Here is a 12,858-nt window from a genome sequence, read left to right on the forward strand (position 1 = left end):
TGTTTAAGGTTTTTTACCTTAAACACCAGCTAAAGCTAAAAGATCGCTTACTTTTTCACATTTTTTAAGATCATCACCGCTAATTTGCTTGCCAAGTGAGTTTTTAAATAATACCATGATAGATACAAAAGCTAAGCTATCCCATTCATCAATATCATCTAAAATCATATCTTCTTTTAGTGTTTCATCCATATGCATAGCTTCGCTAATAGCTTCTAATAATTCTTCTTTAGTCATTTTTTTCTCCTTTGTAAATTGAAATTGTATCAGTTTTAAAGTTTTTATCAAAATTTATATAAGCACTCCCCCAAGCATATCCAGCACCAAAAGCACTTAAAATGGCACTAAAATCATTTTTTTGTATTTCACAAAGTAAAGCAGGTAAAGAGCAAGCACTCAAATTAGCATATTTTGACATCAAAAAATTTGGTGCTTTAGAGCTATCAATACCCAAATCATTTATAATAGAATCAACTAAAAATTGATTGGATTGATGCAATAAAAAATAATCTACCTCATCTTTACTTTTTTCACAAAAATCAAGCATTTCTTTTATGCTTTGGCTCTCAAGATTAAGTGCTTGGTTAAAAATTTCAGCCCCATCCATGTAAAGATTATCTAAGCTCCTATGCTTATTGGTTTGAAATATTTCTTTATTGGAGCTTTTACTCTCATCAAGTTTAGCAAAAGCTCTATTGGGTATGATGAGTTTGTCAAAACCTTCTCCATTAGAATAAAGCTTAAAAAACGATTTTTCATTTGCAGAGCTTATGAGTGTTGCGCTTACTCCATCGCCAAAGATTGGAGCTAAATTTGCATTCAAAGGATTTATGGTTTTGCTTAAAGTATCACCACAAATTAATAAAATATTTTTTGCATTTTGATTTTCTAAAAAAGAAAAAGCTATAAATAAGCCATATAAATATCCCGAACACGCTTGATTTATATCAAAAGCTATGGTTTGAGGCTTTAAATTTAATCGTTTGTGAAGATAGTTCGCACATGATGGCATAAAAAAATCAGGTGTTTGTGTAACAAAAATCACCATATCAAGCTCATTTTTATCAAAATCAAGCATTTTAAATAAATTTATACTTGCTTCATAGGCTAAATCTGTTGTGCTAATACTTTCATCAGCGATAAATCTTTCTTGTATGCCTGAAATTTTTTTCATTCTTTTTAGCATTTTGACATCATTTTGAAAAACATCTTCTAAACAATCATCTATATTTATGCATTTATTAGGCACACAAACGCTTATGCCTGCTATTTTGGCTTTATTAAAACTAGCTTTCAATTATAAGTCCTTCGTAATTTATCATTTCTTTTTGGATTAGAGCAAAATTTTCTTTTATATTTGCATTTAAACTATATAAAAATTCTAAAAATGGCATATTTCTTTCGCCCTTTTGAAAGTATAAAATACATTCTTTTGTATTAAAATGCAGGTGTAATAATTCTATAACCTTATAAAGCATAATTTTTTCAAGCTTTCTTCCTAAGGCTCTACAACTTATGCAAAGATCTTTTATGATTAAATTTGTTTCATCTTTATAAGCTACAAAAATTGCTATAATACCACTATCGCTTAATTTATCACTCATGCTTATAGTCAAAATAGCATGTTTTTGCATAAATTCTTCACATTCTTTTAAGCTTAATCTTGAGTAATTTGATATAAATTGATTAGTTTTATTAAGTAGTTGTGAAATTCTTTCAAGTTCATCTGCGTGGTTGATATGAAATTTCAAACAAATTTGTAATTTTTCAAAATACTCTTTAGGGCTAAGCTTGCTAAGTTCTTGTCTTTGTAAATTTGCTTTAATATCAGCACTTCTTAACTCATCTTCTTTGCTAAAGCTTGTTTTTAAAAGTCTAGGATAGAGTTTTAAACTATAAGCGCTATTTTCATCAGCTAGCAAGGTATTAATATGAAGGTGTGATACATTTTCAATTTCGGCTATATTATCATCAATAAATAGCACACTATCAAAAGCTATATTAAAAAATTTTACAATTTCTTTAATATTTTCATCTTTACTTTTCCAATTAGCTTTGATCATACTAAAATCATCAAGTTGTAATAAAAAGTCTTTTCTTTGTGTAAAAAGTTTTTTTACATCTTCTTCTTCATTTTTTGAAGCGATGGCGAGTAAAAAACCTTGATTTTTTAAATTTAAAAGCTCACTTTGTAAGGCTTTATGATTGCTAGATAAAGCAAGATTTTCAATACCATCTTCGCCTAAAATTCCTTGGTATAAGGTATTATCAAGATCTATGATGATTGCTTTTAAAGTTGGTTGTAAAAAGCTAGGTAGGATTTTTAGTCCTAGAAATTGGGCTAATTTTACACAAGCTTTATTGCTAAGTCTGCTTGCATTTATTTCAAAATTACTATCATCTATGATGAGATTTTCATCTAAAAAGGGCTTTAGTATTTCACAAATACTATATTCTTTTAAGTTTGTATTGCCAAGTAAAAGTGTGATGATAGGAGCGTTGCTAATGCTTGATAGTTCTTGTATTTTTTCTTTGATAAAATCATCTACATTTTTTTTATAATTGTTTAAATCTATAAATATGATGTTTAAATCTGCTTTTTGAAAATTATCATAACCTAAACTATCATCATAAGAGCTTATGTTAAATTCAGCCTTTAATTTACTAAAGGCTAAAAATGCATTTAGTATGCTTGAAATCACTTCAAAAGAGTGATTTCTAAAAACATTAATAGTAATTTTTTTATAATGATTTTCCTTGCTAAGTTTTATAAGATCATTTCTTTTTAAATTTGGTGAAAAAAGATTCATTCTTTGACCAAAACTACTGCCATTACAATAGCATTTTTTGTTTTTAGTGCTTTTTCTAAAGAATAATTATTCGCCATAAAATATTCACATTCTTTGATTTTCAATCCTGCTTTATTAAGTAATTCTTTAACTTCATCAGGATGAGAAAATAAATAAATATGATCAATTGCAGGAGCGTTGATGGGTATAGTCGCAAAGATTTCTCCATTATCATTTAATAAAGCTTTTACATCTTTCATAAATTGTAAAGGTTGTTCAACATGTTCTAAAACCTCTCCCATTACTACCAAATCAGCTTTGTTGTTAAACTCACATTTGGTAAAATCTTTACATATAAATTCGCATTTAGTATTTATTTTGCCAAACTGATTTTCTACCATATCCTTGCTCATTTGACAACTTATAGGAGATATATCGATACCAAAATATTCTTTAAATTTTTGACTTCTTAGGGCTTTAACAAAAAATTCACCATGTCCTGGCCCTATTTCAAGATAGGTATTTTCTTGATTTTGTTTTTCATCTATATACTTAGCAAAATATCTTCTAACTTCAATATGAGCATTCCATATAAAAGAAGATATAGCAAGACCCACCATGTATTGCTTCATATAGTTTTCATTAAAATACACCATATTTTCTACTTCTGCTAAGGTGCTATATCTATATTTTCCAAATTCTATAAAATATCTAGTTTCTTCTAAAGTATCATTTAATACAACTATATAGCTTTGAGCTTGTTCTTCTAAAGTAATATTTAGTGTATCTTTGTAATAAACAATAAGCTTTTCTAAATCTTCATATTCTTCTTTAGAGAGTTGTAATCCATCTAAACATTTTTTGTGTAGTGGATTTTTTTCTTCTATTAGCTTAAATAATTCTTTTGTATTTTCTAGCATAATTTCTCCTTAATAGCTTGCAAAAGTTCATTTTGTGATTTTAGCTGACTTAATTCATCTTTGTTAAATTTGATTTCAAATTCTTCTTCTAAGCTCATGATTATATCAATATGATTTAAAGAAGTCCAATTTTTGCAATTTTGCATGCTTAAATTTGAATTTTCATCAACTTTTACTTCTAGTATATTTTCTAAAATTTCATAAAATTTATTTTCCATAATTCTTATAAGCCTTTTTTGATATTATTTGTGTATAATCGTCAAGTGTATAGTTTTTTTAATCTTTTAAAGAAAGAAATTTTATGAAAAAAGATAGTTTTTTAAATTCAATTGAAGAAATTTTAAGTATTCCAAAGAATAGTTTATTAGAGGATGATATTCTTGAGCACTTTCAAGATTGGGATAGCATTGCTTTTTTTGAATTGAGTGTTTTAATTGATAAAGAATTTAATCTTAAGGTTAAACCTGAAGATATTAAAAAATTTATTAGTGTCAGAGATATTTTAAAATCTGTAGGCTTTTAATGGTAATTACTAATGCAAAAATATCTTATATATGCGGTATATTACCTTCACATAAAATAAACAATTATGATAATGAATTATTTAGTGATAGAGTAAAAAGTAGAATTATCAAGTCTTCTGGGGTTGAAAATAGATATATTTTAAACCGAGAAAATGGTGAATCAATATTGGATTTATTTATAAAAGCGGGGCAACATGTAATAGATGAATTATCTTGGGATAGAAACTCGATTAAAGGTATTATAGTTATCTCACAAACTCATGAATATAGATTTCCAGTTACAGCAGCACTTTTGCAAGATAAACTAGGTATTCATAATAATTGTTTTGCTTATGATATTGTAATGGGGTGTTCTGGGTATACTTATGGTTTATTTAGTGCAATGAGTCATATTAATTCAACAAGTGATAGAGTTTTATTATTTGTAGGTGATGCAATAAATGATTTTGTTTATCCTAAAAATAAGTCAGTTGCATTTTTATTTAGTGATGGTGCTAGTTGTACAGCATTAGAATACTCAGAGGATGAAAATTATAAAAATACATTTGCATTTGAAACATTTGGCGACAAAAGTCAGTTAATTATAGCGCAAGATGGAGGTAATAAAAATCCTATAAGTCATGCTTCATTTGAAGAATTTGTTGATGATGATGGAAATATTAATATTGCGGCTTGTATGCAAATGAAAGGAATAGAGCTTTTTGATTTTATGTGTAATACTGTTCCTAATAGTATTTTAAATTTTATGAAAAATAATGATTTTGAAGTTATAAACACTGAAAAGTTTTTTTTACATCAAGCAAATGTTTTTGCATTAAAAGAAATTGCTCGAAAGCTAAATATTGTAGACAAAATGGAAGAGTTGATGCCTATAAATATTCATAAATATGGAAATACTAGTTGCGCTTCAATTCCTATTTTGATATCAGAACAAGGAGAAATAAAATCTGAAAATGTTTTATTATCAGGCTTTGGAGTTGGAATTTCAATATGCTCTTTATATATTGCAAAATTAGAATGTTCCACTAAATTGCTGTTTTATTAATAAAATATCATAAATATATATATTGATGATTTTTAAAAGATTTCAATGTTGAAGTAAAAATTTGTTTTACATCAGATATAAAAATACTATCCCCTCCAAAAGAAATGTTTTTATAATTTTGTGTTGAAATTAGAAAGTTTTTTATTTTAGTTGCATTTGGATATAAACTATCTTTCCTAACATAAAAATTTATAGATTTTTTATGTGTTTGTTTATTCTCATCTATTATTAATCCTTTAAATGTTTTATTATATCTATAATAAATTCCGAAATATTCTTCAGGGTAGTGAAAATAAGTGAAAGATAAAGTATCTCCAAAGTTTATTAATTTCCCATTTTCTTTTGTTAAAACATCATACACACAATTTTCTCCAAAACAACTTGTAGTGTCTTTTAAAAACAATTCTTCTTTGGCTCCTTTAACGGCAAATGAAAATATAGGATCATTGGTGCGTTTTACCCCCCCCCATCTGCGAAAATATTCATTTAAAGCACCCATTTTTGTAGGAGAATTTAATTTATCATAAACTTCATTTTTACAAAAACTATAAGTAAATGTAGGCATGATTAAAGTACCTTCTTTACCTATAACTTCAAAAAAACAATCTAATATAGTTTGTAAAAATTCATTTCTAGGAAGCAAGGGTGTACCAAAATTAAAAAGTTCAGTATGCACACACAAAATATCGCCTTTTTTGATGCCAAGTTTCTTAAAAGCTTCTATTAGGTCAACATTAGAGTATTTTTTATCATTGTATTCTAAGAAATATTTCATTTTATTAATCCATGAAATTTTAATTTTTCTATTAAATCTTTTAATTCATAAGCTTGCATGTTTAGTTTTGAGGCTATATCTAAAACATCGTTTTTACCATCACAATATGCTAAAAAATTACATGATATTGGTATATCATTGGTTGAAGAAGTATTGATAGTATGGTATAAGTCTCTTTTACCTAAATTGGGTTCGCAAAATATCGTATTTTGATAAATTTCATTAACCTCTAAATTCATAATGATTTCTTGCATAGCTTTTAAGCCACCTTGCAATCCCTCTTCACTGATGAAATTTAAGTCATCCTTGCTAGTATGATATTCTTTATACTCTAGATACTTACTTCTACAAATTCCGACTACGGGTAAATTTACTAAAGGAGCACAGTATTGTCTCTCATCGCTTCCTCTATCTAAAAAGCTAAATTCTTTAAAATTATTTTTTTCTTTTAAGGTATGCAAAGCTACTTTATCTGCTAGAGTATTTTCACTTGGAGTGTGAATGAGTGAGTAAGCATTATCATCACCTATGCAAGAGAGTACAAAACCTGCTTTAGTGTGTTTTTGTAAGTACTTTAAATGTTTACTAAGATAAACTATACTTCCTATAGTTTCAGGAACAAAAACAAAACGATAGTTATATTTTCTCTCTTTTAGTTCTAAAAGCCATTTAGCTAAAAATGCAGCTACTACAGGGCCGCTTAGCTCGTTATTTGCCATAGATGGATGACAAAGGTAAGTGGAAATCAAAATTTCATCTTTTGTTTCTTGCGTGCTAGGTATGAGTAAATCAGCATAGTTTAAAACCCCATTTTCATGGTGTTTTGCATCGATGAAAACTTTATATTTTCCTTCTTTTAGTTTAACTCTATCTTCATGTTTTATACAAAAACCCCAACGCCTTTTATAATAGCTTGTCACATAAGGTATGGCACTAGGCATTTCTTCTATAGAGTAAAGGTGTTCTTGTAAGCTTGCTAGATCAAGCTCTGTGTCTATGCCTGTGCTATAGTTTAATACATGAAGATTATTTTGCTTAAAATCACAAATTTTTTCTCCATTTGGAGTGATGATATAAGCATCGTTTATCTCCCATTCAGCAGGTACTTCCCAGTCAAACACTTTGCTCCCGCTTGCTATAGAGTGAATTTTTAATATACCCCCCCCCATAGCTTCATCAAGTATTTTTAAGCTTTGTCTAAAGCCTTTCCCGGTAATACTTCTGCATATAGGAAAAAGCTCACAAACTAGCTCATACATACTTTTACTCACAACAAGCCTTTTTAGTTTCTTCTAAAATCTTAAATAAATTATCTTTAATAAATTGTGCTTCTTTTAAATTCATTTCTTGATGAGCAGGTATGCTAAGTTCAGCTTTATAAAAATTATCCGCATTTTCTAAGAATAAATTTCCATATAAGTTTTTATAATAACTAAACTCATAAGTAGGCTTATAATGCACTTGTACACCTATGCCCAAATTTAATAATTTTTCAAAAATAATCTCTTTTTGGCAATAAAACTCAGGAAAAAGCAAAATAGGATATAAATGTCTTGAGCTTTTTTTGTAATCTTTGATTTTTATAGTGCTAAAATAAGGATTTTTTTCAAATTCTTTATCGTAAAAACTTGTGATGATTTCTCTTTTTTCTAGCATATTATCAAGTTTTTTTAGTTGATTTATACCTAAAGCACAAGCTACATCACTTAAACGATAATTATAGCCTAGTTCAATCATATCACTATCCCAAAGTCTTTTTTTGACTATGCCATGACTTCTTAAAAGCTTGATTTTTGAGATTAATTCCTCATCATTGCTAACAACCGCACCACCCTCAAAGGTTGTGATAGGTTTAACCGGATGAAAAGAAAATATACTCAAATCCCCCATAGAACCTACTTTTTGATTTTTATAAATAGCACCTAGAGCATGACTTGCATCATCAATTAGTGGGATGTTGTATCGTTTGGCTAAGGCTAAAATTTCATCCATTTCTACACTATTTCCCGCAAAATCAACCACACAAATTGCTCCAATATTAGAGCTATCTTGGCTTAATCTTAAAGCAAGTTTTTTCTCATCAATATTTCCATCGCTTTTTACATCTATAAACTCAACCCTAGCACCTGCCATTAAAGCAGCATTTGCAGTTGCAGCAAAGGTAATAGGGGTTGTTAAAACAATTTTTTCTTTTACATTTAAAGACAAATACGCAAGGTGTAAAGCAGAAGTAGCTGAATTTAGCACGCAAGCATATTTTACACCCACATATTCACAAAGGGCTTGTTCAAATTCTTCAACCTTTTTTCCGCCGGTTAAAAAATCATCTTTTAAAGCCTCATAAACTACTTGTATGTCTTGTTCGTCAATATTTTGATGAGAATAAGTTATCATTTTTCAAGCTCTGTATGATTTATTATATTTAAAAGCTCTTCTTGGCTAATCCATTCTTTGTTATTATCTGAGCTATAAGAAAAGCCATTAGAAACTTTTTTACCTTTTTGTCCTTTTGCATTTATACTAAAATCAACATTAATATTATTAAATTGGATACTTGGGCTGATGGCATAATAATTTTCAAATTCATAAGTTAAATGACTATCATCACTTGAAATCATAATTTCATGTAGTTTTTCACCTGCTCTTATACCTATGATTTTATGGGCTAAATTAGGAGCCATAGTTTTAGCCAAATCAACGATTTTCATAGAAGGAATTTTTGGCACGAAAATTTCCCCTCCATGCATATATGCAAAATTATTCAGCACGAAATTAACCCCATCTTCTAAGGATATCCAAAATCTTGTCATTCTCTCATCTGTGATAGGAAGCTCTTTAGCGCCTTCATTGATTAGTTTTTTAAAAAATGGTATAACAGAACCTCTTGAGCCTACTACATTGCCATATCTTGTAACGCTAAATTTAGTATGAGAATTTCCTGCGATGTTATTTGCTGCTATAAAAAGCTTATCGCTTGCAAGCTTTGTAGCTCCGTATAAATTAATAGGATTGCATGCTTTATCGGTTGAAAGAGCGATACATTTTTCTACATTATTTTCCAAACACGCATCGATTACATTTTGTGCTCCATGGATATTAGTTTTTATGCATTCCATTGGATTATATTCTGCAATTGGTACATGTTTCATAGCAGCTGCATGGATAACAAAGTCAACATCTTTCATTGCTATATTTAATCTTTCTTTATCTCTTACATCACCTATGAAATAACGCATGCAAGTATCATTAAATTCTCTCGCCATTTCAAATTGTTTGAGTTCATCTCTTGAATAAATGATGATTTTTTTGGGTTTGTATTTTTGAAGTAAAGTTTTAGTATAAGTTTTTCCAAAACTTCCTGTACCACCAGTGATTAAAATACTTTTTCCATTAAACATATTTATTTTCCTATTACTTGACTAAGTTTTTATATCGGCTGAAAATAAAATTATTTTAAAATTCTTGGTAAAGTTATGCCTGTTTGGGCTTGGTATTTGCCTTTTTTATCAGCATATGTTACATCACAAGGCTCATCTCCTTGTAAAAATAAAACTTGAGCTATACCCTCATTAGCATAAATTTTAGCAGGTAGTGGGGTTGTGTTTGAAATTTCTATAGTGATATGTCCTTCAAAACCTGGCTCAAAAGGGGTTACATTTACTATAATACCACATCTTGCATAAGTGCTTTTGCCAAGACAAATAGCCAAAACATCATTTGGCATTTTAAAATACTCAACCGTTCTTGCAAGTGCGAAAGAATTTGCAGGTACTATACATACATCGCCTACAAAATCTACTACATTTTCCTCTACAAAATTTTTAGGATCTACAACAGTGGAATTTACATTAGTAAAAATCTTAAATTCTCTTCCAACTCTTATATCATATCCATAGCTTGAAAGCCCATAACTAACTATACCTTTACCTATATTTGCTTCGCAAAATGGCTCTATCATATTGTGTTTCAATGCCATTTTTTTGATCCAATTATCTGCTTTTAAGCCCATTTTTGTCCTTTATAATTAAAGTGAATTTTTAAATTATATCTTAAAATAAAAGTAAAAAATAAATAATTGAAGTTATTTTTAGTATTTTTATATATAATTATAAATTAAGTCTTATAAATTAAGGAGAATATATGACAAAAGAAGAAATCAAAGAACTAATGCAACTTTTTGCAGAAGCAAATATAAGCAAGATTAAAATAAAAGAACAAGATGGATTTGAAATAGAACTTGAAAGAGATATGTGTTGTGAATTGCCAGCTCCAGCTCCTGTTACTCCAGCCCCACAGCCAATTAATGTAAATGTAGTTAATGAAACCAAAGCAAGCTCAAACTCTTCTAATAAGCCAACTATCAACAGCCCTATGGTAGGTACTTTTTATCAAGCTCCAAGCCCAGGTGCAGCGCCTTTTGCTAAAGCAGGACAAACTATTAAAAAAGGAAGCACTATAGCAATTATTGAAGCGATGAAAATCATGAATGAAATCGAAGCTGAATATGATTGTAGGATAGTAGAAGTATTAGTTGCAGATGGTCAGCCTGTAGAATTTGGTATGCCTTTATTTGTGGTGGAGAAATTATAAAATGGAAATTAAAAAAGTTTTAATAGCAAATCGTGGAGAAATTGCATTAAGAGCTTTAAGAACTGTAAAAGAAATGGGAAAAAAAGCAATTTGTGTGTATTCTACCGCAGATAAAGACGCTTTGTATTTAAAATATGCTGATGCGAGTATTTGCATAGGAAATGCTAGAAGTTCAGAAAGTTATTTAAATATCCCAGCTATTATTAGTGCGGCTGAAATTAGCGAAGCGGATGCGATTTTTCCAGGATATGGATTTTTAAGTGAAAATCAAAATTTTGTTGAAATTTGTGCAAAACATAATATCAAATTTATAGGTCCTTCAGTAGCTGCTATGGCGCTAATGAGTGATAAAAGTAAAGCAAAACAAGTAATGCAAAGAGCCGGCGTGCCTGTAATCCCAGGAAGTGATGGAGCTTTAGGTGGGGTTGAGGCGGCTAAAAAGCTTGCTAAAGAAATAGGTTATCCTGTGATTTTAAAAGCAGCAGCAGGTGGTGGTGGCCGTGGTATGCGTGTAGTTGAAGATGAAAAAGATTTAGAAAAAGCCTATTGGTCGGCAGAAAGTGAAGCTATGAGTGCTTTTGGCGATGGCACTATGTATATGGAAAAATATATCCAAAACCCACGTCATATAGAAGTGCAAATCATAGGAGATAGCTTTGGTAATGTGATACATTTGGGTGAGAGAGATTGCTCTATGCAAAGACGCCATCAAAAGCTTATAGAAGAATCTCCTGCAATTTTACTAGATGAAAAAACAAGAGCAAGACTTCATGAAACAGCAGTTAAAGCTGCGAAAGCTATTGATTATGAAGGTGCGGGAACTTTTGAGTTTTTAGTAGATAAAAATTTAGATTTTTATTTTATTGAAATGAATACGCGTTTGCAGGTTGAGCATTGTGTGAGTGAAATGGTAAGTGGGGTAGATATTATCGAGCTTATGATTAAAGTAGCAGAAGGGTATCCTTTACCAAAACAAGAAGAAATTAAACTTAAGGGTCATTCTATAGAATGTAGAATTACTGCAGAAGATTCTAAAACTTTCTTACCTTGCCCAGGTAAAATCACAAAATACGTAGCTCCAGCAGGACGTAATGTTAGAATGGAAAGCCATTGTTATCAAGATTATAGTGTGCCTCCTTATTATGATTCTATGATTGGAAAATTAGTTGTTTGGGGAGAAGATAGAAACACAGCTATAGCTAAAATGAAAATAGCCTTGCAAGAGCTTATTGTAGGTGGAATAAAAACAACCAAAGATTTTCATTTAGCGATGATGGATAATGCAGATTTTATCAATAATAATTATGATACAAATTATCTTTCAAGACATTAATTTAAGATAGGTTTAACCTATCTTAATTCCTCTATATGAGCGTTTGCTCTTATTTTATCAAGATGATTTTTTAAGGCTTGTTCTCTTTGGGTTAGAGTGTAAACATTACTAACTTGATCTTTGATTAAATCAAATTCGATAGGGTTTTTGCCATATTTTTCTTTTACAAAATACACTATATAAGCATTTTCACCATTTAATACTGGAGTAAATTCTCCTATTTTTGTATTATTTAACAAAGCAAGTAATCTTGGATCTAAACTAGCCGCATTTAAACTAATGGCCTTTGATTTAATCTGAGAATTTTTATACATAGGGTTTTGTGCAAGCTGTTGTAAAAGTTCAGGATTGGTAGAATTGTAAACAACTAAGTCTATGTTTGAAAAAGTGCTAAATTTATCAAGATTGCTTTCATAAAAATGTTTTAGTGTTTCATCGTCAATATTGATTTTTGCATTTTGCATTATGCTTCTATAAAGTTTTTCTCTTTCAAGATCTTTTCTAACTTTGTTTTTAAAAACTTCAAAACTTAAACCATCTTTTTCTATCTTTGCTTGCAAACCATTGATGTCAGTTTTATTGCCTTTTGCTATTTGGGCTAATTTTTCATTAAGTTCAAAAGTGCTTACATAAATTCCTAGCTTTTTAGCTTCACTTTGTTGAACTTTATCATCTACTAAAAATGCTATAGCCTTTTGCTTATCATTGGTTTTTAATTCTTTCATGGTTTGTTCTATATCATAAAGAGTAATAGGTTGATTTTCTACTACCATTGCCACACCGCCAATGGTTTGAGCATATAAAATATTTGCAGCAAAACAACAAGATATTAAAAATTTTCTCATATGAAACCTTTATTTAAGTGTAAATATAGCATTATAA

15 protein-coding genes are annotated in these 12,858 nt (G+C 29.4%); 4 read left to right on the forward strand and 11 right to left on the reverse strand.

The annotated features are described in order from the left end of the window. Nucleotides 1–18 precede the first annotated feature (18 nt). Genes CAMP5053_RS06275 through CAMP5053_RS06295 form a run of 5 tightly spaced genes read right to left on the reverse strand, consistent with a single transcriptional unit; the run spans nucleotide 19 to nucleotide 3,927 of the window. The gene (locus tag CAMP5053_RS06275; RefSeq protein WP_214100219.1) at nucleotides 19–237 is read right to left on the reverse strand and encodes an acyl carrier protein; all 219 of its coding nucleotides are present in this window, start codon (nucleotides 235–237) and stop codon (nucleotides 19–21) included. Then, nucleotides 230–1,297, reverse strand: a complete 1,068-nt coding sequence (locus tag CAMP5053_RS06280; RefSeq protein ID WP_337217492.1) for a beta-ketoacyl-ACP synthase III — start codon at nucleotides 1,295–1,297, stop codon at nucleotides 230–232. Before CAMP5053_RS06280 ends, CAMP5053_RS06275 begins: the two co-directional genes overlap by 8 nt. Beyond that, a complete protein-coding gene (locus CAMP5053_RS06285) occupies nucleotides 1,287–2,810 on the reverse strand; it encodes an HAD-IIIC family phosphatase (protein ID WP_337217493.1) in 1,524 nt (507 codons plus the stop codon). Before CAMP5053_RS06285 ends, CAMP5053_RS06280 begins: the two co-directional genes overlap by 11 nt. After that, nucleotides 2,807–3,709, reverse strand: a complete 903-nt coding sequence (locus CAMP5053_RS06290; protein WP_173787020.1) for a class I SAM-dependent methyltransferase — start codon at nucleotides 3,707–3,709, stop codon at nucleotides 2,807–2,809. Before CAMP5053_RS06290 ends, CAMP5053_RS06285 begins: the two co-directional genes overlap by 4 nt. Beyond that, on the reverse strand, nucleotides 3,703–3,927 hold the full coding sequence (locus tag CAMP5053_RS06295) for an acyl carrier protein (RefSeq protein ID WP_337217494.1): 225 nt from the start codon (nucleotides 3,925–3,927) through the stop codon (nucleotides 3,703–3,705). The genes CAMP5053_RS06290 and CAMP5053_RS06295 overlap by 7 nt, the downstream gene beginning before the upstream one ends. Nucleotides 3,928–4,010: 83 nt before the next feature. Between CAMP5053_RS06295 and CAMP5053_RS06300 the strand changes: the two genes are divergently transcribed. After that, the gene (locus tag CAMP5053_RS06300; protein ID WP_337217495.1) at nucleotides 4,011–4,232 is read left to right on the forward strand and encodes an acyl carrier protein; all 222 of its coding nucleotides are present in this window, start codon (nucleotides 4,011–4,013) and stop codon (nucleotides 4,230–4,232) included. Next, nucleotides 4,232–5,278 carry a ketoacyl-ACP synthase III gene (locus tag CAMP5053_RS06305; RefSeq protein WP_337217496.1) on the forward strand — a complete coding sequence of 349 codons (1,047 nt, stop codon included), beginning with the start codon at nucleotides 4,232–4,234 and terminating at the stop codon, nucleotides 5,276–5,278. Before CAMP5053_RS06300 ends, CAMP5053_RS06305 begins: the two co-directional genes overlap by 1 nt. A 7-nt stretch (nucleotides 5,279–5,285) precedes the next feature. Here CAMP5053_RS06305 and CAMP5053_RS06310 read toward each other — a convergent pair whose 3' ends face one another. From CAMP5053_RS06310 to dcd, 5 genes are read right to left on the reverse strand one after another with little or no spacing between them, the layout of a single operon-like run. Further along, a complete protein-coding gene (locus tag CAMP5053_RS06310; protein ID WP_337217497.1) occupies nucleotides 5,286–6,053 on the reverse strand; it encodes an AAC(3) family N-acetyltransferase in 768 nt (255 codons plus the stop codon). Beyond that, entirely contained in the window at nucleotides 6,050–7,312 is a 1,263-nt protein-coding gene (locus tag CAMP5053_RS06315; protein ID WP_337217508.1) for a DUF4910 domain-containing protein, read from the reverse strand. The genes CAMP5053_RS06310 and CAMP5053_RS06315 overlap by 4 nt, the downstream gene beginning before the upstream one ends. Nucleotides 7,313–7,316: 4 nt before the next feature. Next, on the reverse strand, nucleotides 7,317–8,447 hold the full coding sequence (gene pseC / locus CAMP5053_RS06320) for a UDP-4-amino-4,6-dideoxy-N-acetyl-beta-L-altrosamine transaminase (RefSeq protein WP_337217498.1): 1,131 nt from the start codon (nucleotides 8,445–8,447) through the stop codon (nucleotides 7,317–7,319). Further along, nucleotides 8,444–9,451: a UDP-N-acetylglucosamine 4,6-dehydratase (inverting) gene (gene pseB, locus CAMP5053_RS06325; protein ID WP_337217499.1), complete on the reverse strand. Its 1,008-nt coding sequence runs from the start codon at nucleotides 9,449–9,451 to the stop codon at nucleotides 8,444–8,446. The genes pseC and pseB overlap by 4 nt, the downstream gene beginning before the upstream one ends. A 50-nt stretch (nucleotides 9,452–9,501) precedes the next feature. Continuing rightward, nucleotides 9,502–10,062 carry a dCTP deaminase gene (gene dcd, locus CAMP5053_RS06330; RefSeq protein ID WP_214135933.1) on the reverse strand — a complete coding sequence of 187 codons (561 nt, stop codon included), beginning with the start codon at nucleotides 10,060–10,062 and terminating at the stop codon, nucleotides 9,502–9,504. A 131-nt stretch (nucleotides 10,063–10,193) separates the two neighbouring features. Here dcd and accB point away from each other — a divergent pair, with 131 nt between their 5' ends. Continuing rightward, nucleotides 10,194–10,643: an acetyl-CoA carboxylase biotin carboxyl carrier protein gene (gene accB / locus CAMP5053_RS06335; RefSeq protein ID WP_214100210.1), complete on the forward strand. Its 450-nt coding sequence runs from the start codon at nucleotides 10,194–10,196 to the stop codon at nucleotides 10,641–10,643. A 1-nt stretch (nucleotide 10,644) separates the two neighbouring features. Further along, entirely contained in the window at nucleotides 10,645–11,976 is a 1,332-nt protein-coding gene (locus tag CAMP5053_RS06340) for an acetyl-CoA carboxylase biotin carboxylase subunit (protein WP_039619123.1), read from the forward strand. A 17-nt stretch (nucleotides 11,977–11,993) separates the two neighbouring features. On the opposite strand, the gene CAMP5053_RS06345 is transcribed toward CAMP5053_RS06340, so the two are convergent. Continuing rightward, entirely contained in the window at nucleotides 11,994–12,821 is an 828-nt protein-coding gene (locus CAMP5053_RS06345) for a peptidylprolyl isomerase (RefSeq protein WP_214135934.1), read from the reverse strand. Nucleotides 12,822–12,858: the final 37 nt, after the last annotated feature.

Source organism: Campylobacter sp. S4:11, from assembly GCF_024723695.1.
Classification (GTDB): Bacteria; Campylobacterota; Campylobacteria; order Campylobacterales; family Campylobacteraceae; genus Campylobacter_D; species Campylobacter_D jejuni_C.

Bases quoted from the DNA above. Each gene is read 5' to 3' on its own strand.
- CAMP5053_RS06275 (WP_214100219.1), bottom strand. From the start codon at position 237: ATGACTAAAGAAGAATTATTAGAAGCTATTAGCGAAGCTATGCATATG.
- CAMP5053_RS06285 (WP_337217493.1), bottom strand. From the start codon at position 2,810: ATGAATCTTTTTTCACCAAATTTAAAAAGAAATGATCTTATAAAACTT.
- CAMP5053_RS06290 (WP_173787020.1), bottom strand. From the start codon at position 3,709: ATGCTAGAAAATACAAAAGAATTATTTAAGCTAATAGAAGAAAAAAAT.
- CAMP5053_RS06295 (WP_337217494.1), bottom strand. From the start codon at position 3,927: ATGGAAAATAAATTTTATGAAATTTTAGAAAATATACTAGAAGTAAAA.
- CAMP5053_RS06300 (WP_337217495.1), top strand. From the start codon at position 4,011: ATGAAAAAAGATAGTTTTTTAAATTCAATTGAAGAAATTTTAAGTATT.
- CAMP5053_RS06305 (WP_337217496.1), top strand. From the start codon at position 4,232: ATGGTAATTACTAATGCAAAAATATCTTATATATGCGGTATATTACCT.
- CAMP5053_RS06310 (WP_337217497.1), bottom strand. From the start codon at position 6,053: ATGAAATATTTCTTAGAATACAATGATAAAAAATACTCTAATGTTGAC.
- CAMP5053_RS06315 (WP_337217508.1), bottom strand. From the start codon at position 7,312: ATGTATGAGCTAGTTTGTGAGCTTTTTCCTATATGCAGAAGTATTACC.
- pseC (WP_337217498.1), bottom strand. From the start codon at position 8,447: ATGATAACTTATTCTCATCAAAATATTGACGAACAAGACATACAAGTA.
- pseB (WP_337217499.1), bottom strand. From the start codon at position 9,451: ATGTTTAATGGAAAAAGTATTTTAATCACTGGTGGTACAGGAAGTTTT.
- dcd (WP_214135933.1), bottom strand. From the start codon at position 10,062: ATGGGCTTAAAAGCAGATAATTGGATCAAAAAAATGGCATTGAAACAC.
- accB (WP_214100210.1), top strand. From the start codon at position 10,194: ATGACAAAAGAAGAAATCAAAGAACTAATGCAACTTTTTGCAGAAGCA.
- CAMP5053_RS06340 (WP_039619123.1), top strand. From the start codon at position 10,645: ATGGAAATTAAAAAAGTTTTAATAGCAAATCGTGGAGAAATTGCATTA.
- CAMP5053_RS06345 (WP_214135934.1), bottom strand. From the start codon at position 12,821: ATGAGAAAATTTTTAATATCTTGTTGTTTTGCTGCAAATATTTTATAT.